15 protein-coding genes are annotated in these 21,404 nt (G+C 68.8%); 10 read left to right on the plus strand and 5 right to left on the minus strand.

From position 1 onward, the window contains the following. Window positions 1-47 precede the first annotated feature (47 nt). The 3 genes from J7D54_RS02300 (at window position 48) to J7D54_RS02310 (ending at window position 4,479) form a co-directional block, all read left to right on the plus strand. Entirely contained in the window at window positions 48-2,345 is a 2,298-nt protein-coding gene (locus tag J7D54_RS02300; RefSeq protein ID WP_245244084.1) for a glycoside hydrolase family 3 N-terminal domain-containing protein, read from the plus strand. 4 nt (window positions 2,346-2,349) lie between these two features. Next, window positions 2,350-3,336 (plus strand): acetylxylan esterase, encoded by a 987-nt coding sequence (locus J7D54_RS02305; RefSeq protein ID WP_182762490.1) that lies wholly within the window; start codon window positions 2,350-2,352, stop codon window positions 3,334-3,336. A gap of 180 nt (window positions 3,337-3,516) precedes the next feature. Beyond that, window positions 3,517-4,479, plus strand: coding sequence for a type IV toxin-antitoxin system AbiEi family antitoxin domain-containing protein (locus tag J7D54_RS02310; RefSeq protein ID WP_182762489.1), 963 nt, complete (start codon window positions 3,517-3,519; stop codon window positions 4,477-4,479). On the opposite strand, the gene J7D54_RS02315 is transcribed toward J7D54_RS02310, so the two are convergent. Beyond that, on the minus strand, window positions 4,408-4,971 hold the full coding sequence (locus tag J7D54_RS02315) for a maleylpyruvate isomerase N-terminal domain-containing protein (RefSeq protein WP_182762487.1): 564 nt from the start codon (window positions 4,969-4,971) through the stop codon (window positions 4,408-4,410). The genes J7D54_RS02310 and J7D54_RS02315 overlap by 72 nt on opposite strands. 128 nt (window positions 4,972-5,099) lie before the next feature. On the opposite strand from J7D54_RS02315, the gene J7D54_RS02320 reads away from it, so the two are divergent. The 5 genes from J7D54_RS02320 (at window position 5,100) to J7D54_RS02340 (ending at window position 13,864) form a co-directional block, all read left to right on the plus strand. Further along, window positions 5,100-6,419, plus strand: a complete 1,320-nt coding sequence (locus tag J7D54_RS02320; RefSeq protein ID WP_182762485.1) for a hypothetical protein — start codon at window positions 5,100-5,102, stop codon at window positions 6,417-6,419. Between the two features lie 23 nt (window positions 6,420-6,442). Then, a complete protein-coding gene (locus J7D54_RS02325) occupies window positions 6,443-7,702 on the plus strand; it encodes a hypothetical protein (protein ID WP_182762483.1) in 1,260 nt (419 codons plus the stop codon). Between the two features lie 199 nt (window positions 7,703-7,901). Then, window positions 7,902-10,349 carry a glycoside hydrolase family 3 N-terminal domain-containing protein gene (locus J7D54_RS02330; RefSeq protein ID WP_209455189.1) on the plus strand — a complete coding sequence of 816 codons (2,448 nt, stop codon included), beginning with the start codon at window positions 7,902-7,904 and terminating at the stop codon, window positions 10,347-10,349. Between the two features lie 99 nt (window positions 10,350-10,448). Further along, window positions 10,449-10,859, plus strand: a complete 411-nt coding sequence (locus J7D54_RS02335; protein WP_182762481.1) for a hypothetical protein — start codon at window positions 10,449-10,451, stop codon at window positions 10,857-10,859. Window positions 10,860-10,951: 92 nt separating this feature from the next. Next, window positions 10,952-13,864 carry a glycoside hydrolase family 3 C-terminal domain-containing protein gene (locus tag J7D54_RS02340; RefSeq protein WP_182762480.1) on the plus strand — a complete coding sequence of 971 codons (2,913 nt, stop codon included), beginning with the start codon at window positions 10,952-10,954 and terminating at the stop codon, window positions 13,862-13,864. Window positions 13,865-13,933: 69 nt separating this feature from the next. Here the strand turns inward: J7D54_RS02340 and glf are convergent, their stop codons facing one another. Next, window positions 13,934-15,073 (minus strand): UDP-galactopyranose mutase, encoded by a 1,140-nt coding sequence (glf, locus tag J7D54_RS02345; RefSeq protein WP_182762478.1) that lies wholly within the window; start codon window positions 15,071-15,073, stop codon window positions 13,934-13,936. An 87-nt stretch (window positions 15,074-15,160) separates the two neighbouring features. Between glf and J7D54_RS02350 the strand changes: the two genes are divergently transcribed. Continuing rightward, a complete protein-coding gene (locus J7D54_RS02350; RefSeq protein WP_182762477.1) occupies window positions 15,161-15,874 on the plus strand; it encodes a LytTR family DNA-binding domain-containing protein in 714 nt (237 codons plus the stop codon). Then, window positions 15,871-17,172, plus strand: a complete 1,302-nt coding sequence (locus tag J7D54_RS02355) for an ATP-binding protein (RefSeq protein WP_182762475.1) — start codon at window positions 15,871-15,873, stop codon at window positions 17,170-17,172. Before J7D54_RS02350 ends, J7D54_RS02355 begins: the two co-directional genes overlap by 4 nt. Here the strand turns inward: J7D54_RS02355 and J7D54_RS02360 are convergent. From J7D54_RS02360 to J7D54_RS02370, 3 genes are read right to left on the minus strand one after another with little or no spacing between them, the layout of a single operon-like run. Next, window positions 17,165-18,169 carry a glycosyltransferase family 2 protein gene (locus tag J7D54_RS02360; RefSeq protein WP_182762473.1) on the minus strand — a complete coding sequence of 335 codons (1,005 nt, stop codon included), beginning with the start codon at window positions 18,167-18,169 and terminating at the stop codon, window positions 17,165-17,167. The genes J7D54_RS02355 and J7D54_RS02360 overlap by 8 nt on opposite strands. Window positions 18,170-18,178: 9 nt before the next feature. Then, window positions 18,179-18,799, minus strand: a complete 621-nt coding sequence (locus tag J7D54_RS02365) for a hypothetical protein (RefSeq protein WP_182762471.1) — start codon at window positions 18,797-18,799, stop codon at window positions 18,179-18,181. A 24-nt stretch (window positions 18,800-18,823) separates the two neighbouring features. Then, window positions 18,824-21,214 (minus strand): glycoside hydrolase family 3 C-terminal domain-containing protein, encoded by a 2,391-nt coding sequence (locus J7D54_RS02370; RefSeq protein ID WP_182762469.1) that lies wholly within the window; start codon window positions 21,212-21,214, stop codon window positions 18,824-18,826. Window positions 21,215-21,404 lie beyond the last annotated feature (190 nt).

Raw genomic sequence — 21,404 nt, forward strand, 5'->3', positions numbered from 1 at the left:
AACGTTTTCGTAACCGACCCACTCACTCGATGACGATGGAGCAGCACATGAATCCCTGGGCCAACACCGAACACCCCCTTGACGAGCGGGTGGACGCCCTGCTCGACGAGATGACGCTCGCCGAGATGGCCGGCCAGCTCGGCGCCTTCTGGCCGCGCCCGAAGGAGCGCGCGGAGGGCGGCGGCGAGGTCGCCCCCATGGAGTCTGTGATGTCGAGCGGCGAGTTCGAGGAGGTCAGCCGCGACGGCCTGGGCCACCTCACCCGCGTGTTCGGCAGCGCGCCCGTCTCAGTGGAGGAGGGGGTGGGGAACCTGGCCAGCTTCCAGAGCCGGGTCGTCGAGCACTCCCGCTTCGACATCCCCGCCATCGCGCACGAGGAGTGCCTGACCGGGCTCACCGCGTGGCGCGCCACCGTCTACCCCGCGGCCATCGCATGGGGCGCGACGTTCGACCCGGCGCTCATCGAGGAGATGGCCTCGGCCATCGGGCAGGACATGGCCGCGCTCGGGGTCCACCAGGGCCTGTCGCCGCTGCTCGACGTGGTGCGCGACTACCGCTGGGGCCGCGTCGAGGAGACCATCGGCGAAGACCCCATGCTGGTGGGCACCGTCGGCACCGCCTACGTGAAGGGTTTGCAGGGCGCGGGCGTCCTCGCCACGCTCAAGCACTTCGTGGGCTACTCCGCCTCCCGCGCCGGCCGCAACCACGCGCCGGTCAGCATCGGCACGCGTGAGATCGAGGACATCCTGCTGCCCCCGTTCGAGATGGCGGTCCGCGAGGGCAAGGTGGCCAGCGTGATGAACTCCTACTCGGACCTCGACGGGGTGCCCGCCGCCGCCAGCCGCCACCTGCTGACGCACGTGCTGCGCGAACGCTGGGGCTTCGAGGGCACCGTCGTGTCCGACTACTGGTCCGTGAGCTTCCTCAAGGCGATGCACCGCGTCGTCGACGACCTGACCGAGGCCGGCGCGCTCAGCCTGCACGCGGGCATGGACGTGGAACTGCCCGAGACCGGCGCGTTCGGGCACCTCGAGGAAGCCGTCGAGCGCGGCATCCTCACCGAATCGGACATCCGCCAGGCCGCCCGCCGCGTGTTGCGCCAGAAGATCCAGCTGGGTCTGCTCGACGAGGGCTGGGACCCGGCCACGGCCGGCGCTGCCGTCGACCTCGACAGCCGGCGCAACCGCGACATCGCCCGCCGCGTGGCGGAAGAATCCATCGTGCTGCTCGCCAACGACCAGAACCTGCTGCCGCTCCAGGCGAAGAGCATCGCGTTGGTCGGCCCCACCGCCGACGACGCGCTGACCTTCCTCGGCTGCTACTCCTTCCCGAACCACGTCATGCAGCGCCATCCCGACATGGAGATGGGACTGGACATGCTGTCGTTGGCCGACGCCCTGCGCGCGGAGTTCGCGGGGGCTGAGGTCGCCGTCGAGAAGGGTGTGCCCATCCTCGAGCCCGACACCTCCGGGATCGCGGCGGCGGTGGAGGCGGCCAGGAACGCCGAGGTCGCCGTCGTGGCGGTCGGCGACAAGGCCGGCATGTTCGGCCACGGCACCTCCGGCGAGGGCTGCGACGCCGTCGACCTCCGCCTCCCCGGCGCCCAGGCCGACCTCGTCGAGGCCGTCCTCGCCACCGGCACCCCGACGGTGCTGCTGGTGGTCTCGGGTCGCCCCTACTCGCTCGGCGCGTTCGCGGACCGGGCGGCCGCCATCGTCCAGGCCTTCATGCCCGGCGCCGAGGGCGGCATGGCGATGGCAGGGGTGCTGTCCGGCCGCGTGAATCCCACCGGCAAGCTGCCCGTCGGCATCCCGAACCATCCGGGCGGCCAGCCCGGCACCTACATCGCGCCCCCGCTGGGGTGGTTCTCCGATGGCGTGTCCAACCTGGACCCGCGGCCGCTGTTCCCGTTCGCCCACGGCAGCTCCTACACGTCCTTCGAGATCTCCGATCTCCAGCTCTCCGCCAGCGAGGTGCCCGTCGACGGCGAACTCACCGTCACCGCCACCGTCGCCAACACCGGCGACAGGGCGGGCGCCGAGGTCGTCCAGGTGTACCTCTCGGACCTCACCGGCCAGGTGGTGCGCCCCCTGAAGCAGTTGGTCGCCTATGCGAAGGTCCCGCTGGAGGCGGGGGAGTCGCGGACGGTCACGTTCGGCCTGCACGCGGATCTGATGAGCTTCACGGGGCTGGCCAAGACCCGCATCGTCGAGCCCGGCGCCATGGAGGTCAAGGTGGGTGCGAGCAGCGAGGACACGCCGCTCGTCGGCGCCTTCACCCTCACAGGCGCGGTGCGCGAAGTGGGCGAGGGCCGTGTGCTGGTCCCGTCGATCTCCCTAGGCTGATCCCATGGCATTCTTCGACCTCACTCCCGCCGAGCTGGCCACCTACGCGCCGGCACTCGACGAGCCCGCCGATTTCGACCAGTTCTGGGCCCGCACCTTCGAGGAGCACGGCTCCGGCCCGCTCGACTTCACCTGCGAACCCGTCGAGACGCACCTCGCGGTGCTGGACGCGTTCGAGGTGAGCTGGCTCGGATTCGACGGCCACCGCGTCTACGGGTGGCTCGCGCTGCCCCGGGGCATCGAGGGGCCGCTGCCCGCCGTAGTGCAGTACACCGGGTACTCCATGGGCCGCGGCATGCCGTTCGAGAACATCCACTTCGCCGTCGGAGGGTACGCGCAGTTCGTGATCGACGCGCGCGGTCAGGGATGGCGCAACGGCAGCCCCAAGCCGGGCAGCGAGGACCCGGGGCTGCGGACGTCGGGCAGCGTGCCCGGCTTCATGACCGCCGGCGTCCTGGATCCGGAGGGCTACTACTACCGTCGCCTGTTCGTCGACGCCGTGCGGTTGGCCGAGGCCGCCGCCGGCCACGAGCGGGTGGATGCCGACCGGTTGTTCATCACCGGCGGCAGCCAGGGCGGCGCCATGGCGCTGGCGGTGGCCGGGCTGGCTCGGCACCGGGGCGTGCGGATCGCCGGGTGCGCGGCCGACGTGCCGTTCATGTCGCACTTCCGCCGGGCCATCGGGCTGACCGACGCCTACCCGTACAAGGAGGTCGCCGACTACCTGGCGGCCTACCCGCAGCGGGCCGAGCAGGTGATGCGCACGCTGTCGTACTTCGACATGATGTCGATGGCCGCGCGGGCGGAGTCGCCTGGGCTGTTCTCGGTGGCGCTGATGGACCAGATCACCCCGCCGTCGACGGTGTACGCCGCCTACCACCACTACGCGGGCGACAAATCCATCGAGGTCTACCCGTTCAACGGCCACGAGGGCGGCGGCGGGTACCAGGTGGAGCGAATCCACCGGTGGCTGGCTGGGCTGAGCGGCTAACCGCATTTTGGACTGCGGAGTTCCTGGGCATACACGCCCAGGAACTCCGCACTTGACGAGGGTCTCTCTCGGTGAGCGGTGTTGTCTGAGGACGCTGAGGTGTTGTCCGTTCCCGGTCGGGTGTTGTCCGTTCGCTCGAAACGCTGGCCGTTGCTCCGACGGCGCGCTCAAGGTGGGCGTATGCGACCCCGACAGTCTCTACCCCCACCCCTCCGGCGCCTCGCTGACGACCAATCGGGCGTACTCACCACCGCGCAACTGACCGACGGTGGGCTCAGCCAGGATGTGATCTCGCGCATGGCGCGAGACTGGCACCGCATCGCCCAAGGTCTGTACCTGCTCGACCCGCCGTCGTTCCTCGGCGCGGCCTGGGCGGGCGTTCTCCGGGGCGGCGCTGACGCGGCGGTCGGTAGCCGGGCGGCCGGATTCCTGCACGGCGTGGTCCGCGACGAGCCCTCGGACGTGACCATCTGGGCGCCGCGCGAGCACCTGGGGTTCGCCGTCGGCGAGTGGAGCGTGCGGTTCCGGAGGTCCAGCCGTCGCGGGCGTCTCACCCCGCGGCGCACCAGCGTCGAAGAGACGCTGCTGGACATCGCTGACGAAGCAGACGAGAACGAGGCCGTCTCGGCCGTGGCTCGTGCCTTCGCGCAGAAGAAGACGACACCGGGGCGCGTCCTGGCGACGGTCGGGAAGCGGAGGGCCGTCCGGCACAGGGCTGTGCTGGAGGAATTGTCGACGGCCGCTGGGAGGGGCATCGAGTCGGCCCTCGAGTGGCAGTTCCACCGGAAGGTGCTGCAGGCCCACGGATTGCCGCTGCCTGACAGGCAGGTCCAGCGCGAGGCGGGCCGCGTCGACAGCAGGTACGAGGAATACCGCCTCATCCTCGAACTGGACGGTAAGCGTGACCACGGTAACTGGTCCCGCGACATGCGCCGCGACAACGCCAACATCGTGGACGACGACAGCCGCACGCTCCGTTACGGCTGGCACAACACCAATGACGAGCCTTGTGGAGCGGCAACCCAGGTGGCGGCCCTCCGCACTCGAAAAGAACCCTGGCCTGCCGCGGGCTCAGTGAACGATGGGCGCCCAGTTCGGATCGCGCCCGATCAGCGCCGCGAGACGCTCCTCAGGGGTGTGTGACTCGTCCAGCACGACGGGGGTGCCGAACTCGCCCGAAGCGCCCAGCGCCTCGGCGATGGGCGCCATGCCCTCGACCATCCCGGCGGCCACCTCGGGCTCCCATTCGGCGTCCTGGCCGGAGGCCTTCGCCAGGTCCCAGCGGTGCATGAACAGGTCTGCGAGGTAGAACTGCTCGAGCACCTGGCCGAGCGTCTGGTCGCCCTGGCCGACGTCGATGATGCGGGCCACCTGCTCGTCGTCCTCCACGAGGTTCTGCACGTTGGCGGTGTGCTTCCACCATGCGGCGAGCACGTCGTCCCCGACCTCCACGGTGGGCAGTTCCACTCCGGCGCCGTTGAGCATGCCGGGGAGCCAGCCCATGAGGTGGGCCAGCACGTCGCGGGCGCGCCATTCCTGCACGGGGGTGGGTGCGTCCCAGTCGGTGACGTTGGCCGCAATGGCGGCGAGCTTGCCGGCGAGAGCGGAGTGCTGTTCGGCGATCTGATTGGTCATGCGAAGAAGCCTAGAGGGTGAAACGGCGAAAGCCGGGCGTCGGCCTGTGGACAGTCTGGACAGGGCGCCCCAGGTGACCCCGGACCCAGACAGAATGCCCTCGGATCCGCTAACGAGAGGGAAGATCCATGGTGAAGAAGTTTCTCAGCGCCGCAGCAGCCGCGGTGCTGGCCCTGGGGGGCGCAGCCGTCTACGCGCCGCAGGCTCAGGCCGACGGCTCGACCCAGCCGGTAGCGGGGGTCTCGGCGCTCGACGGCGCGAGGGCCGGGTCGTACGCGCTTGCGCTCCCACTCAGCCCGATGAGCGAGGTGCTCTGCTACGCGACGCGCTGCGGCATCTCCACCCCGATCGCCTACGGCGCCGGCGCCTATCGTGAAGGCGCACCCATGCGCGTCAACGTGCTGGGCCAGAAGAACCGCGCCGTACAGGTGCGGGCCTACGCCGCCAAGCGGACGGCGGACGGCAAGCTCGCCGCGGTCGCCATCTCCAACAGTGTCTCCGCCACCCCCACCGGCCCGTCGGGCGACGGTTACGGCCAGGTGCGCGTGGAGGTCACGATCGGCCAGATCCCCGCCGGCTACAACGGCGGTGAGGTCATCGTCCAGACCGCCGACTGGACCCCCACCCTGGGCCTGGTGCCCGCAGACAGCGGCGCCACCGACGCCACGAAGGTGAGCATCACGCAGGTGTTGTCGGCCCGCGGCCGCGACATCGGCTTCCACGAGGAGACCTTCACCGACATCTTCCACCGTCGGGTCGACGCCGCCATCCCTGGCCAGCGCTACTCGGTCCAGATGCTGCGCAGCGGCAAGTGGGTCACCATCGACAACCGTGGCCCGGCCACCGTCGGCGACCTCGGCACCGCGTCCATCCAGGCCAAGGTGCCCGCGGACCTGCCCACCGGCAAGTACCGCACCCGGATCGTCAACATCACCAGGAACCTCACGGACCTGACCCCCGACGCCGAGTTTGCGTACTTCACGTGGACCCTGAACGCCACTCCTCCGAAACCCACAGATCCCGGCTTCAACGTCTACACCACCCCCGGTGTGTGGGACTACAACGGCCGCAAGTGGAAGACCTCCTGCGAGGCGTACTCCGCCACGGAGCGGTGCCGCACGGAGATCTGGGCCACCCAGATCCTGTACCAGGCGGGCACGTTCAACCGGCTCGACGGCTGGGCGTTCAACAACCTGACGTACAAGCCGTCGCCGCGTGCGCTGTGGAAGGGCAACCCGGTGGGCGGCAACGGCACCGTCGGCTACAAGGGCGAGTGGACGGCGACGGACGGCCGGAAGTGGCGCGTCGAGTGCGACACCGCCACCTCGGGTCGTAACGGTTGCCGCGCGTACGCGATGGCGAAGGTGGCCGAGCCGGTGTCGCCGGGTGCCGCCACCTACCGCGTGGTGGACAAGTGGCTCTTCAACAACATCGTCCAGTTCAGCTGATGAGTGCCGCAGACAGGATGCCCATGAAGTCCACGAAAACCTGGCTGGGAGCGGTCATCGCCGCGGCCCTGGCCGTGACTGGTCTCGCTTTCAGCTCCCCGGCAGCGCAGGCGACGGCGGGGGAGGAGACCATCAAGCTGTGCGGAGGCGTCCCCACCGACGGCTCCACCTGCTCCATCGCGGTGGACTCCCAATTCCTCACCACCAGCCCGGAGGAGGGCGTCACGCTGCACGTTTCGGTGCGCGGCGTCCCCAACGTGACCGTCTCGCTGAGCGCGATCGTCTACGAGGTGCGCGACGCCGACAACCGGGTGATGTTCGCCCCCCTCTCGGACCCGGTCATGGTCACCCCCAAGAAGGTCAAGGCGACCGACACCGTCGGCGTCGCGCGGGCCAGCCTCAAGACGCGCGCGCTGCCTGGCGAGTACACCTCCCAGGCGACGATCGCGGTGCAGCCCAGCGACTGGCGGCCCGTACGGGGAATGGTGCTCAACTCGGCAGACCGGTACGCAGGAATGGACCGCGTCTCCCTGGTGAGCAAGCGGCCCCGCGACCGCGGCTTCGAGGCAGCCCCCACGAAGGACGGTGCGTTCACGCGCCTGCTGTACAACGCGTCGAGCTCGGGGCGCTACAGCGTGCAGCTCAAGCAGGGCACGAAGTGGGTCCCGCTCGACGTCAACGGGCCAGTCCAAGGCGCCGGCGCCGGCATCACGAAGCTCCGCGGCCAGCTGCCCGTGGGGCTGGTCTCCGGTCGCTACGAGATGCGGGTGGTCAACGTCACCCACGCCGAGACCGGCCTCACCCCTGTCGGCACGCCGCAGCAGTTCATGGACTGGAAGCTCGCCATGGACAGCAAGCTGTTCAACGTCTACACCACCCCCGGCACGTGGGACCTCAACGGCCGAAAGTGGAAGACCTCCTGCGAGGCGTACTCCGCCACGGAGCGGTGCCGCACGGAGATCTGGGCCACCCAGATCCTGTACCAGGCGGGCATGTTCAACCGGCTCGACGGCTGGGCGTTCAACAACCTGACCTACAAGCCGTCGCCGCGTTCCCTCTGGAAGGGCAACCCGGTGGGCGGCAACGGCACCGTCGGCTACAAGGGCGAGTGGACGGCGACGGACGGCCGGAAGTGGCGCGTCGAGTGCGACACCGCCACCTCGGGTCGTAACGGTTGCCGCGCGTACGCGATGGCGAAGGTGGCTGAACCGGTGTCGGCCGGCGCCACCACCTACCGGGTTGTCGACAAGTGGCTCTTCAACAACATCGTCCAGTTCACCTGATCCACCCCGCACCGACGACACCCGGAGCGGCAGCCTGACGGCTGCCGCTCCGGCGCGTTTATGCGCCCCCTCCCGGCCGATTGTGCGCACAGACCGACAGGTTGTGCTCAGGCGGCGAGCGCCTCTCCGGACGGCTGATTGAGTTGCTCGCGGTATCACGCGGCCACCCGGCCGCGTCCCACTCGACGAGGAGAATTAGATGAAGGTACTTCAGCGTGAGGGTGCAGGGGGCCATCCGATGAAGCGCTCCGCCGTGCGTGTCCTGGCTTTCGCCGGCGTGGCGGCCATGGCTCTTTCGGGTTGCACCGCAGCCCCGGCGCAGCAGGGGACCGAGTCCCCATCTCCTTCGGCTGCGCAATCGGTCAGCGAGACCACCACCACCGGCGACTACACCGAGCGTGAGGTCACCGACGGCACCACGACCTTCATGGTCGTCGACAACCCCGGGGACGGCCCCACACTGTCCTACGGCGCCGAGAGCGGCGTCACGCTGCTCGAGGAGGAGATCGACGGCGCCACGTACGCGTTCAAGGACATGAACGCCAACGGCGAACTCGACGTGTGGGAGGACTGGCGGGTCGAAGCCACCGAGCGCGCCGCCGACCTCGCCGGCCAGATGTCGATCGAGCAGATCGCCGGCCTCATGCTGTTCAGCTCGCACGAGCGCACCCCTGCGGACGGCCTCACCGACGCGCAGAAGACCTACCTGTCCGAGTCCAACCTGCGCGCCGTCCTCAACGCGGCCGGCAGCGACGCCAAGGTCACCGTGCCGTGGGTCAACGAGATGCAGGCGTTCGTCGAGACCCTGTCCACGGAGGACACCCCCTACGTGCCGGTCAACTTCGCTTCCGACCCGCGGTCGACCGCCGGCTCCGGCGGCTACAACGCCGATGGCGCCGACATCTCCCGCTGGCCCTCCAACTTGGGCCTGGCGGCAACGTTCAACGCGGAGCACACCCAGAACTTCGGCGAGATGGCCTCTGCTGAATACCGTGCGCTGGGCATCTCCACCGCGCTGAGCCCCCAGATCGACCTCGCCACCGAACCCCGCTGGCTGCGCGTCGGCGGCACCTTCGGTGAGGACGCAGCCCAGGCGGCCGAACTGGCCGCCGCCTACGTCGACGGCTTCCAGGGCACCGGGGGCGAAGACGCTTGGGGGACGGAATCCGTCAACGCCATGATCAAGCACTTCGCCGGCGACGGGCCGGGCGAGGGTGGCCGCGAGGCCCACACCGACGCCGGCAAGTACGGCGTCTACCCGGGCGACAACCTGGCCGAGCACGTCTCGGTCTTCCAGGGTGCGCTCGACTCCGCAGCAGTCATGACGGCCTACTCGATCGCGCTGGACGCCGACGGCGAGCCACTGTTCGAGGACCGCATGGGCACGGCGTACGACGCCAGCCGCATGGCGATCCTTCGGGAGGACAACTCCTACCAGGGCGTCATCGTCACCGACTGGGGAGTCATGACGGGGGCCAAGGACGAGGGCGCCTTCATCGGCACCGCGTGGGGCGCGGAGGAGCTCAGCCCGGCGGAGCGATACGTCGAGGTGCTGGGCACCGGCCACGACATGTTCGGCGGCGTGAACGACGCCACCTTCCTCCTCGAGGCGGCCGAGCTGTGGCAGACCAAGCACGAGGCCGGCGAACTCGACGTGGACGCGGAGACCCGCTTCCAGGAGTCCGGCGCCCGCATCCTCACCATGTTCTTCAACCCCGGCCTCTACGAGAGCGCCTTCCTCGACCCCGAGCAGTCGGCCGAGACCCTGGCGAGCGAGGACAAGGTGGAGGCCGGCTACGCCGCCCAACTCGATTCGGTGGTCATGCTGAAGAACGACGACGGCACCATCGCCGCGGCCGAGGCAGCACAGTGGTCCGACAAGACCGTGTACATCCCCCAGTCCTACGACGTCGGCACGGCGAGCATCTTCGGCGAACCGGCCTACACCGAGGGCCCGACCATGGACCTCGACGTCGCTGCCAAGTACTTCTCCAAGGTCGTCACCGACGAGGTGGAGAAGGATGCTGACGGAAAGGTCGTCGGCTACACCGCGCCAGACCTGAGCGATGTCGACCTCGTGCTCGTCGGCATGGACAGCCCCGTGGCCGGCGCCGTGTTCGGCAACTCGGGCTTCGACGCCGCGACCGGCGAGTGGTACCCGCTGTCCTTGCAGTACCGTCCCTACACCGCCGACGGCGAGAACGTCCGCAAGGTGTCGATCTCGGGCGACCTTCTCGAGGACGGCACCAAGCAGAACCGCTCCTACTTCGGCAACACCTCGCGCATCTCCAACGAGGCCGACCTGGATTCGTTCGAGCGGGCCGTCGCGGCCGTCGAAGCCAGCGGCAAGGACATCCCCGTCGTGACCGTCCTCAAGGCGGCCAACCCGGTCATCCCGGCGGAGTTCGAGGCGAAATCCGATGCCATCGTCGTCGGCTTCGGCACGAGCGACCAGGCGCTGATCGAGGTCTCCCTGGGCCTGTACGAGCCCAAGGGCCGCCTGCCCATCCAGTTCCCCGCGGACATGGACACCGTCGAGAAGCAGTTCGAGGACGTCGCCAAGGACGTGACGCCCTACACAGACGCCAACGGCAACGTCTACGACTACGGCTTCGGCCTGAACTACGCCGGCCCCATCGCCGGCTGACCAACCACACCGCCCGGGTGGCGGGCCGATCCACTTCGGCCCGCCACCCGTTCCCGGCACCGGGACCCGCCCGGAGCCACAGACGATAAGGAACAAGAAGTGAAGACCAACAAGATTCTGACCACCGGACTCGGCCTCCTGTTCGCGCTGACCGGCGCCCTGGGCGTCACCGCCTGCTCCGCCGGGGACGACGCCGCCGCCCCCGCCGTTAGCGCGCCCGCCGCCAGCGAGGTGGACGTGGCCGAAGACCTGGAGAACGCCCGCCAGACCGTGCTCGAAGCACTCAAGGACGACGACTGGAACCAGGTCATGCTGGCCAGCGACGTCGACGCCCCCACCGTGAAGTACGGCCTCCTCGTGATGCCCTACACCTACTCGGAGAAGACCTCCCGCGTGCAGGGGACCATCGAGATCAAGGACGGCAAGTTCACCATCGAAGCCGATTCCGCCGCCGACGACAAGACCTGGCAGATCGACCAGGACGGCGAAATCTCCGAAGTTTCCGAGTAACCGCCCCCACACCTCATCATTGAACCTGTGCTCGAAGGAGACAAGTAGTGAACGCCAGACCGAAGAAGGTCTCTGATCGCCGGAAGGCGCCAATGCCGAACAAGAGGTTCCTGTGGATCTGGGTCCCCGTCCTCGTGACGGTGACCGCCCTGATCATCGCCGCCAATGTGGCGCTCGTGGTCGGTGGCGGCTGGGTCGCCTCCCAGCTCGGTTCTGGTACCTACACCTTCACCAACTCGGAGGAATCCGAGGGGTGGGACACCGAGTACTACACGGCCGATTTCGCCACCATCGATGATGTCGACGCGGCGGCCAAGGAACTCGTCGAGGAGATCGCCGCCGGCGGCATCGTGCTGGCCAAGAACGACGGCGCGGCCCTGCCGCTCGCCTCGGCCCGGCGGGTCACCATGTTGGGCCGCGCGGCCGCGGACCCCGTCTTCGGCGGCGCCGGCTCCGGCTCCGTCGAGACCCGCTCCGCGGTGACCGCCCGCGGCGGGCTCGAGGGCGCCGGGTTCGAGATCAACGAAGAGGTCTACACGGCCATCGAGGCGTTCGCCGCCGAGAACCGTCGGGGCCACATCGAGATGGACAACCCCGAGGCCTCCAGCTACACCATCGGTGAGCTCCCCGTCGCACAGTACGAGGCCCTCCAGGGCTCGTTCCAGGACTTCGCGGATGCGGGCATCGTCTTCATCGGCCGCCCCGGCGGCGAGGGCGGCGACCTCACCCGTGACATGGCCGGCTGGGACGAGAACGCCGTCGATGGTCAGCACCAGCTGGAACTGAACCAGGACGAGCGCGACCTCATCGAGCTCGCGAAGTCGTCGTTCGACACCGTGGTGGTCGTCGTCAACGCCTCCACCACCATGGAACTGGGCGATCTCCAGGACGACGCCGGGGTCGACGCCATCCTGCTGGCCGGCTCGCCCGGCGCCAGCGGATTCTCTGCGCTCGGCGGTATCCTCGCCGGCGACGTGAACCCCTCGGGCCGCACCGCCGACGTCTGGGCCGCCGACTTCACGAAGGACCCCACCTACGCGAACTTCGGCGACTTCATCTACAACAACATCGAAGCCTCCTTCCCGGTCTCGGCCGTGGAGCGCGCCACCTCCAACGCGACGCTGACCTCCGACGCCCCGTTCGTGAACTACGCGGAGGGCATCTACATCGGCTACCGCTACTACGAGACGGCGGCCGCTGAGGGCTTCATCGACTACGACGACGCGGTGGTCTACCCGTTCGGCCACGGCCTCAGCTACACCGACTTCGCCTGGCGCGTCGTGTCCTCCGAGGCGGGTGCCGTGGACGGCGCCATCTCGGTGGAGGTGGAGGTCACCAACACCGGTGCCGTCGCCGGCCGCGACGTCGTCGAGCTGTACTACTCGGCGCCCTACACGCCGGGCGGCATCGAGAAGGCAGAGGTGGTCCTGGGGGCCTTCGCCAAGACGGACATGATCGAACCGGGCGCCTCAGAGACCCTCACGCTCGAGTTCGCGGTCGAGGACATGGCGTCCTACGACCACCTGGAGAACCGCGCCTACGTCCTGGAGGCCGGCGACTACGAGATCAGCCTGCGAACGGACTCGCACACCCTCGCCGACGGCGTGGAGCCGATCGCCTACACCGTGGACGAGACCGTGGTGTACTCCGGCGACAACCACCGCTCCACCGATCTCACCGAGGTCACCAACCAGTTCGACGGCGTCTCCGAGCAATTCGCGGCCGCGCCCCAGGACGGCAAGGTCGTCTCGATGTCGCGCGCCGACTTCGCGGGCACCTTCCCGACCGCCCCGTCGGAGGATCAGTACGTGGCGGGCGACGCCATCGTCGCCGGCTTCGCACCGTGGGACCACGAGGCTGCGGCCGACGAGTTCGACGGCGACAAGCCTGCCACCGGCAAGGGGTCGGACCTGACCCTTATCGACATGCGCGGCCTGGCCAAGGATGATCCCCAGTGGGCCGAACTGCTGGATTCGCTGACGGTCTCCGAGATGTCCGACCTGCTGCTCAACGGCGCCTACCAGACCGCAGGCATCGGCTCGATCGCCAAGCCGCAGACCCTGGAGCCGGACGGCCCCGCGGGCTTCTCGTCGTTCATCAACTCGTCCATCAACGGCGTTGCCTACCCGTCGCAGTTCCTCATCGCGCAGACGTGGGACGTCGACCTGGGCACCGAGATGGGCCGCATGCTCGGCAACGAGGCGCTCCACAAGGGCATCAACGGCTGGTACGCCCCGGCGGCCAACCTGCACCGCTCGCCGTTCGGCGGCCGCAACTTCGAGTACTACTCGGAAGATCCGCTGCTGTCGGGTGCGCTGCTGACCTCTGTGGCCAACGGTGTCGCCGAGAAGGGCGTCTACACGATGCTCAAGCACTTCGCGCTCAATGAGCAGGAGACCAACCGCGTCAACAACGGCATCGCCACGTGGGCGACCGAGCAGACGATCCGCGAGCTGTACCTGAAGCCCTTCGAGATGGCCGTCAAGAACATCTCGATGGACGTGTCCTACATTTCGGGTGCCGATGGCACCCGCACCGACACCACCATCGGCGCGGCGGGCATCATGAGCTCCTTCAACCGCATCGGCTCCACGTGGGCCGGCGGCTCCGAGGCGCTGATGACCAACGTGCTGCGGAACGAATGGGGCTTCCAGGGCTTCGCGATCTCGGACTTCAACCTGTACCCGTACATGAACCCCAACCAGAGCATCAGCGCGGGCACGGACCTGACGCTGACGTTCCAGCCTTCGAAGTCCTTCGTGGACACGACGTCGGCGAAGGCCGTCACGGACATCCGCAACGCCACCCACAACATCCTGTTCACGGTGGCCAACTCCAACGCGATGAACGGGCTGGCCCCGGGCGCGACGGTGGACTACACGCCCCCCACCTGGGTCTACATCCAGTACGCGGTCACCGCCGTGCTGGGCGCCCTGGTCCTGCTGGGCGCGTTCCTGGTGTGGCGCCGGGTGCGCAGGCACTCCGGTGAGGTCAGCGCAGCCTGACCCACACCGACGGTTGACGACAACTGCGGGGCCCGCTTCCGAGCGGGCCCCGCAGCTGTGTGTCCGGCGTCAGAACCAGGCGCGCACGACGCTGTCGAAGCGGCTGAGCGCCGAGCCGATCGCCATGTGCATGTCGAGGTACTGGTAGGTGCCCAGCCGCCCGCCGAACAGCACGCGTGGTTCGTCCGAGGCGGCCTGCCGGTACTGCTCCAGGACGGCCCGGTCCTCGGAGGTGTTGACGGGGTAGAACGGCTCGTCTGCCGCCTGCGCGAAGCGGGAGAACTCCCGCACCACGACGGTGCCGGAACGGTGGGTGCGCTCGGGGTGGAAGTGTTTGAACTCCAGCGTGCGCGTGTAGGGGACGTCCTCGTCGCACTCGTTGATGACTGCGGTGCCCTGATGGTCATCGACGTCGAGCACGCGACGGTCGAAATCCACCGTCCGCCAGCCGAGGGCCCCGTAGCGGTGCCCGAAGTAGCGATCCAGCGGGCCGGTGTAGACCACGGGCACCTGGCCGACGGCGGAGCCGCGGCTGAATTCGTGCCCGGGCTCCAGGAAATCCACGCCCAACCGGACGTCTATGCGGGGATGGTCCGCCATGCGCTGCAGCCAGGCGGCGTAGCCGTCGCGGGGCATGCCCTGGTAGGTGTCGTTGAAGTAGCGGTTGTCGTAGGTGAAGCGCACCGGGAGCCGGGTGATGATGCTCGACGCGAGTTCGCGCGGGTCCGTCTGCCACTGCTTGGCCGTGTAGCCGCGGATGAACGCCTCGTACAGGGGCCGGCCGATCAGTGAGATCGCCTTCTCCTCAAGGTTGCCCGGTTCGCGCCCGCCCAGCTCAGCTGCCTGCTCCGCGATGAGACCGCGAGCCTCGTCGGGGCTCATGCCGCGACGGAAGAACTGGTTGATGGTGCCCAGGTTGATGGGCAGCGGGAACACCTCGCCGCGGTGACGGGCGTAGACCCGGTGCTCGTAGGGAGTGAACCGGGTGAACCGGTTGACGTAGCCCCACACGTTGTCGTTGGAGGTGTGGAAGATGTGCGCGCCGTAGCGGTGTTCCTCGATGCCCGTGGCCTCGTCGACCGTGCTCCAGGCGTTGCCCCCGATGTGGTTGCGGGACTCCACGACCGTCACCTGAAGGCCCAGTTCGGTGGCGGCCCTCTCCGCGATGGTCAGCCCGAAGAGCCCGGACCCTACGACCAACAGATCCATGTTCCCTCCCGGCTGCGGCTCCCGGGTAAGGCTACCAGCGTGGACAGGGGCCAGATTGGTAATGTGAGTGCGAGCGAGGAGGGACTGATGATCACCATCGGCGTCGTTGACGACCAGCCGGAGAGCCGCCACCTCCTGCAGGGCTATCTGGCCCAGTACGAGTTCGAAAGCGGCGTCCAGTTCAAGGTGGAGGAGTTCGCCGACGGTTCGGAACTGACCGCCTCCTACCGCCCCCGGTTCGACATCATCTTCCTCGACGTCCAGATGGACAACCTGGACGGCTTCGCCACCGCCCGCCTGATCCGCGAGGTGGACCCGGGCGTCATCCTGATCTTCGTCACGAACATGGCGCAGTTCGCCATCAAGGGCTACGAGGTGGACGCCCTGAGCTACCTGTTGAAGCCCGTTCCGTACTTCGCGTTCTCGCAGGAGTTGAAGAGGTCGCTGGAGCGTCTCGACAAGGCCCGCGACGAGCACATCATGCTCGGCGTCGGCGGCGAGATGCTGCGCGTGGACCTGGCTGACGTCATCTACATCGAGAGCATCAAGCACCGGCTCGTCTTCCACATGGTGGATGAGAAGCTGTCGATGATCGGCACGCTCAAGGAGATGGCCACCCAACTCGAGCCGCGCGGCTTCTACCGCTCCAACAGCTTCCTGCTGGTGAACCTGCGCCATGTGGAGGGGTTCAGCGGCAGCGAATCCAAGCACACCGGCGGTGTCTCCCTGCCGGTCAGCCGCGCGCGGAAGAAGCCGTTCCTGGAGGCCCTGTCCGCCTACTTCGGCGGGAACCCCGCGTGACCGAGATCTTGCCCAACATCCCGCGGGAATTCACGGGGTTGGCGGAGTGGCTCGCCTGCGTCGTCTACATCCTCGTCCTGCCCCGACGGTGGGGCGTGGCCGGCACGGTGGCCGCCCTGGCCGGGGGCCTGGGGCTACTGGTCGGCGTGCAGCTGTTCGCCGGCACGCTGCCGCAGTACCTGTGGACGCTCGGGATGGGGCTGGCGGCCGCGTGCATGCTTGCCTTCGTCGGTATCGCCACCACGGTCAACGCCCGCGACGCCGGCTACGTGACCGCCCGGGCGTTCGTGCTGGCGGAGCTGGTCGCGTCGCTGGAGTGGCAGATCCACGCCTTCTACTTCCACCCCGAGCCAGGAATCACCGCACTGTTCCCCACGCTCGTGCTGCTGGCGCTGTATGCGGCCGCCTTCGGGGTCGCGCACGTGCTGGAGCGGCGGCATTTCGACGGGATGGCGCCGGCCGTCGAGCCGCGGATGCTGGCGATCGCCATCGCCATGGCGGTGGGCACATTCGGCCTGAGCAACCTCAGCTTCGTGACCCCCAACACGCCGTTCAGCGGCGAGATCTCCCTGGAGGTTTTCTACATCCGCACGCTGGTGGATCTGGCCGGCTACATCGCGCTGTACGCCCAGCACGAGCAGCTGCGCAAGCAGCGTGCAGACCTGGAGGTGGCTGCCATGGACGCCATCCTGCGCACCCAGCACGACCAGTACCTGGCGGCCAAGCGCGACATCGAACAGGTCAGCCGCGCCTCCCACGACCTCAAGCACCACCTCGCCGTGATCCGGTCCGAGCGGGATCCGGAGCAGCGGGGCAAGCACCTCGATGCCCTGGAGGAGTCGCTCAACGAGTTCGGCGCCGCGTTCGACACCGGCAACCCGGTGCTGGACACCGTGCTGACGTCCAAGGCCCGCTACTGCCGATCCAGGGGCATCAACTTCACGGCCGTGGCTGACGGCGGCGCCCTGGGGTTCGTCGACGTGATGGACCTGGCCAGCATCTGCGGCAACGCGCTGGACAACGCCATCGAATCCGTGATGCGCCTGCCCGAGCCGGAGCAGCGACTGATCCGGGTGGCCGTGTTCAACCAGGCCCGCTTCGTCGTGCTGAAGTTCGAGAACTACTTCGACGGCGAGCTGCGCTACGAGGAGGGCGAACTCGCCACCCGGAAGGTGGGGGGCACGCACGGCCTGGGAGTGAAGAGCATCAAGCAGGCGGCCGAGAAGTACGGCGGCGAGGCCACCTTCGTCGGCCGCGAGAACTGGTTCACCCTGACGGTGCTACTCCCGCTCAGTTGAACCCGACGACCGACTGCGCCACGCGGTAGGCAAGCACCGAGACGCTGCGTCCGGTGCGGCCGGGCAGGTTGACCAGCTGGCCCATGCCGCTGCGTCGTAGCTGCCTGTGCGCCGGCGCGTGGGCGGCGCGAAGGTCGCGCCACAACTCGCGCTTCTGCTGCAACTGCTCCGGCCCTCCGGCGCGGATCAGCATGATCGAGGAGACGGCGCACACCAGCCCCAGGTAGTGCACCTGGTAGCGGTGCAGGGCATCCGGCGTCGAACCGGGCGACGGTAGCGCGCCGATCATCAGGCGGTTGACGCGCAGCTGCTGGTCCAGGCGCTTCAGCATGACGGCCTCGTTGACCGACTGGTCGGCGCGGCCGATGTGGTACCGGTACAGGTCCACGTCCAGGTAGAACAGCCGCTGCACGTAGGGCAGGGGCACGAAGGCGTAGAGGTTGTCGACGTAGAAGGTGTGCTCCGGCAGGCGCATGCCGGAGTTGCGCAGCACCGCCGTGCGGTAGGTCAGCGCGTGCATCAGCATCCCCTGGTCGGCGCGGAACCGGCCCACCTCGTCCCAACCGAACTCGCGCCCCGTGGGGAGGGTGGAGCGGTAGCGCATGGCGTGCCGGTGCGTGCGGCCCTCCTTCTCGTAGACGAAGTTCGTCACGACGAGGTCCAGCCGGTCCTGGCCGCGCAGCACGCCGAGCAGCGCCGTGAGCGCCTCGCGGTCGAGCCAGTCGTCGCTGTCCACCACCCGGAAGTAGCGCCCCGTGGCGGCGTCCAGGCCGGCGTTGACCGCCGACCCGTGGCCGCCATTGGCCTTGTCCACCACGCGCACCTGCCCGGGGTGCGCCTCCGCGTAGCGGTGCGCGATGGCCGAGGTGTCGTCGCTGGAGCCGTCGTTGACGACGATGACCTCGAGGTCGTCGTCGAGCGGCATCAGGGAGTCGAGGCAGCGGTGGAGGTAGGCGGCCGAGTTGTAGCTCGGCACGGCCAGGGTCAGGGTCGTCATGTCCGGTCCTCAGACCGTCTGCTCAGCGACGTCTTCGGCGGGCACGGGCTCCTGACGGAAGATGAGCTTGAAGATGGGGTAGAACACCCAGAACGAGATGGCCGCGTTGATGATCATCGTGACGACGTCTGCGACGGTCTCGCCGGTTTGTCCCCAGCCGAGGGTGTTGATCAGGAAGGTGTAGATCGGCGCCTTGTAGAAGCCCTGTGCGGCCGCCGCCACGACGGTGATGACGACGTAGGCCACCAGGTACCAGAACGCGGCCCGCCAGATGCTGGTGTTCGACTTGAACGTGATGTTGCGCTGTGCGAAGAAGTTGATGATCTGCGCGATGCCGATGGCGAGTTGGACGGCGAGGAAGTAGGCCAGGCCGCCCCCTCCGTCGGGCAGGGCGCCGGCGGCGTAGTCGAAGATGAAGTACTGGGAGCCGTCAACGTTGGCGCCCACCGGCCACACCTGGAAGTTGGTGTCGATCAGTGAGGTGCGCGCGAAGATGGCGCGGAACAGCGGCATGACGATGATCTGCAGCACGGTGACCCCGTTGCTGAGGATGAAGAACATCAGGAACTTCGACAGTTCCGGGTGGCGCTCGCTGTAACGGCCCCACGCGGTGCGGATCTTGGTGAACATGGGCGGGTCTGCTCCTTGGTGATTTCAGTGTGCGTTGAGCTGGCGGGACAGGTCCCTGCCCAGGCGCCGGTTGCGGAAGAAGCCGCTGACGATGGTGCGCAGCCCACGGAAGTGGTGGCCGTTCACGAGCGCGACGATGCCGTCGACCATCTCGTCGCTGACCATGCCGTTGGACATCTTCGCGATGGCCCGGAACGGCATGTTGTACAGGAACTGGATGTTGAGGTCCGGCTCGCCCTTGGCCTCGCTTCGACGGCGCAGGGTGACGAGGATCCAGTGCGCCAACCGGCCCAGGGGGCTGCGGGCGCGGCTGAGGTCGCCGAGCGGGTCGTTGCGGTCCAGCGCGCCGGAGGTGGCGTCCCTGGGCACGGTGATGCCGAACAGGTCGCTGAACTCGTCGTCGGCGAGGCCGCGCAGCATTGCCCTGCGCACGGTCTCAGGCGCCACGGTCGGGTCGACGTCGACTCCCGGGACCTGCAGCTCCCCGCTCAGCCGCAGGTCGGCGGAGCTGGCGCCCACGAGGACGCGGCGCAGCCCGCCCTCGGTCTCCCAGACGCCGGAGGTGGCGTCGAAGTGGCGCCAGGTGTAGCGGTCGAAGGGGATCGTCACGCTGGCGGAGTCGCCCGCGGCGAGGTGCACCTTCACGAAGCCCTTGAGTTCCTTGACCGGCCGGACGACGGCGCTGGCGGGCGTCGAGACGTAGAGCTGGGCGATCTCCGCGCCGGCCACCGGGCCGGTGTTGGTGATCGTGAATTCGGCGCCGGCCTCGGTGAGGTGGAGATCCGAGTAGGTGAAGTCGGTGTAGCTCAGCCCGTGGCCGAACGGGTAGCGGACCGAGCGCCCGGCTGCCTCGGCGTGGCGGTAGCCGACGAACAGACCCTCGCGGTAGACGCTCGCGCGGCCCTCGGCGGGGAAGCGCCCGAACGTGGGGGTCTCCACCAGCGACACCGGGTAGGTCTCCGCGAGCTTGCCCGACGGCGATACCTCGCCGGTCAGCACCCGCAGGGCCGCCTCGGCGCCGGCCTGCCCGGACAGGTAGCCGTGCAGCACGGCCCGGGTCTGTTCCGCCCACGCCAGGTCCACGACGGAGCCCGCGCTGAGCACCACCACCACATTCCGGTTGACGGCGGCCACGGCGCGCAGCAGGGAAAGCTGGGCGTCAGGGAGGTCGATGTGGCGGCGATCGACGCCCTCGGATTCGCTGATCTCGTCGAGGCCCAGGTAGACCAGCGCCACGTCGGCGGCGCGCGCGGCGGATACCGCCTGCGCCTCGAGGTCGCCGTCGATGCCGGAGTGGCGACGGTAGCCCTGCGCGAACGCGGTGAGCTCCAGGCCGCTGTCGGCGATGGCCTCGCGGGCGGAGCTCAGCCGGGTGGGGTTGACCTGGGACGAGCCGGCCCCCTGGTAGCGCGGCGTGTCAGCCATGTCGCCGATGAGCGCCACGCGGGTGCCGGGGGAGAGGGGGAGGATGTCATCCTCGTTGCGCACCAGCACCATCGACTCCTCCGCGGCGCGGCGGGCGAGTGCATGGTGGGCGTCGTGGTCGACGGTGGGGCGCTCGGCGTCGGCACCGGCGAGGGCGAGCCTGACGACTTCGGCGGCCCGGGCTGTGAGGTCGGCCTCGGACAGGCGCCCGTCGCGGACGGCCTCGACCAGTTGGCGCACCGAATCCAGCCCCGGGGCCGGCATCTCCAGGTTGGCGCCGGCGGCGACGGCGGCGACGGGGTCGTTGCTGCCGCCCCAGTCGCTGATCACCACGCCGTCGAAGCCCCATTCACCGCGCAGGATGTCCGTGAGCAGGTGGCGGTTCTCATGGGCATACGTGCCGTTGACGAGGTTGTAGGAGCTCATCAGTGCACGCGGCGCGGCCTCGCGGACCACGATCTCGAAGGCGGTGAGGTACACCTCGCGCAGCGTGCGCTCGTCGACGACGGAATCTGACGCCATCCGGCGCAGTTCCTGGCTGTTGACCGCGAAATGCTTGGGAGTGGCCGCGACACCTTCGGCCTGGATGCCCCGCACGTAGCCGGCGGCCAGCTTGCCGCTGAGGTAGGGGTCCTCGGAGAAGTACTCGAAGTTGCGCCCGCCCAGGGGGCTGCGCTTCAGGTTGAGGCCGGGGCCCAGCAGGACGTTGACGCCCAGCGCGGCGGCCTCGCGCCCGAGCGCGTGCCCCACCTCCTCGGCCAAGTCGACGTCCCAGCTGCAGGCCACCGTCGCCGAGGTGGGGAAGCAGGTGGCCGGTTCGGAGGCGTTGAGGCCGAGGTGGTCGCCGGAGCCCACCTGCTTGCGGACGCCGTGCGGGCCGTCCGCCATGAAGAACGACGGGACGCCGTGCCTGGGCAGGTCGCGTGACTGCCAGACGTTCTTGCCGCTCAGCAGGGCGGCCTTCTCAAGCGTCGTGAGTTCCTGGGTCATGGGTATCTCCATTGATTCGCGTCCCCCGGATCCGGTGCGGACGGCCCGGGAAGGGTCGTCCCACAGTCGACCACGAGGGCGGGGCAGGGCGTCGGGGCCGATGCACAGTCGGCACGATCCGCGGCACGATCCGTCGTCGGGTGCCTGGGAGAGCCGGGCGCTGTGGGCGCCGTAACGGGAAGGTGGTGCG

The sequence above is a fragment of the Tessaracoccus sp. MC1865 genome, from assembly GCF_017815535.1.
Classification (GTDB): domain Bacteria; phylum Actinomycetota; class Actinomycetes; order Propionibacteriales; family Propionibacteriaceae; genus Arachnia.

Bases quoted from the DNA above. Each gene is read 5' to 3' on its own strand.
- J7D54_RS02320 (WP_182762485.1), top strand. From the start codon at position 5,100: ATGGTGAAGAAGTTTCTCAGCGCCGCAGCAGCCGCGGTGCTGGCCCTG.
- J7D54_RS02360 (WP_182762473.1), bottom strand. From the start codon at position 18,169: ATGACGACCCTGACCCTGGCCGTGCCGAGCTACAACTCGGCCGCCTAC.
- J7D54_RS02365 (WP_182762471.1), bottom strand. From the start codon at position 18,799: ATGTTCACCAAGATCCGCACCGCGTGGGGCCGTTACAGCGAGCGCCAC.
- J7D54_RS02305 (WP_182762490.1), top strand. From the start codon at position 2,350: ATGGCATTCTTCGACCTCACTCCCGCCGAGCTGGCCACCTACGCGCCG.
- J7D54_RS02350 (WP_182762477.1), top strand. From the start codon at position 15,161: ATGATCACCATCGGCGTCGTTGACGACCAGCCGGAGAGCCGCCACCTC.
- J7D54_RS02315 (WP_182762487.1), bottom strand. From the start codon at position 4,971: ATGACCAATCAGATCGCCGAACAGCACTCCGCTCTCGCCGGCAAGCTC.
- J7D54_RS02325 (WP_182762483.1), top strand. From the start codon at position 6,443: ATGAAGTCCACGAAAACCTGGCTGGGAGCGGTCATCGCCGCGGCCCTG.
- J7D54_RS02300 (WP_245244084.1), top strand. From the start codon at position 48: ATGAATCCCTGGGCCAACACCGAACACCCCCTTGACGAGCGGGTGGAC.
- J7D54_RS02330 (WP_209455189.1), top strand. From the start codon at position 7,902: ATGAAGGTACTTCAGCGTGAGGGTGCAGGGGGCCATCCGATGAAGCGC.
- J7D54_RS02370 (WP_182762469.1), bottom strand. From the start codon at position 21,214: ATGACCCAGGAACTCACGACGCTTGAGAAGGCCGCCCTGCTGAGCGGC.
- glf (WP_182762478.1), bottom strand. From the start codon at position 15,073: ATGGATCTGTTGGTCGTAGGGTCCGGGCTCTTCGGGCTGACCATCGCG.
- J7D54_RS02310 (WP_182762489.1), top strand. From the start codon at position 3,517: ATGCGACCCCGACAGTCTCTACCCCCACCCCTCCGGCGCCTCGCTGAC.
- J7D54_RS02340 (WP_182762480.1), top strand. From the start codon at position 10,952: ATGCCGAACAAGAGGTTCCTGTGGATCTGGGTCCCCGTCCTCGTGACG.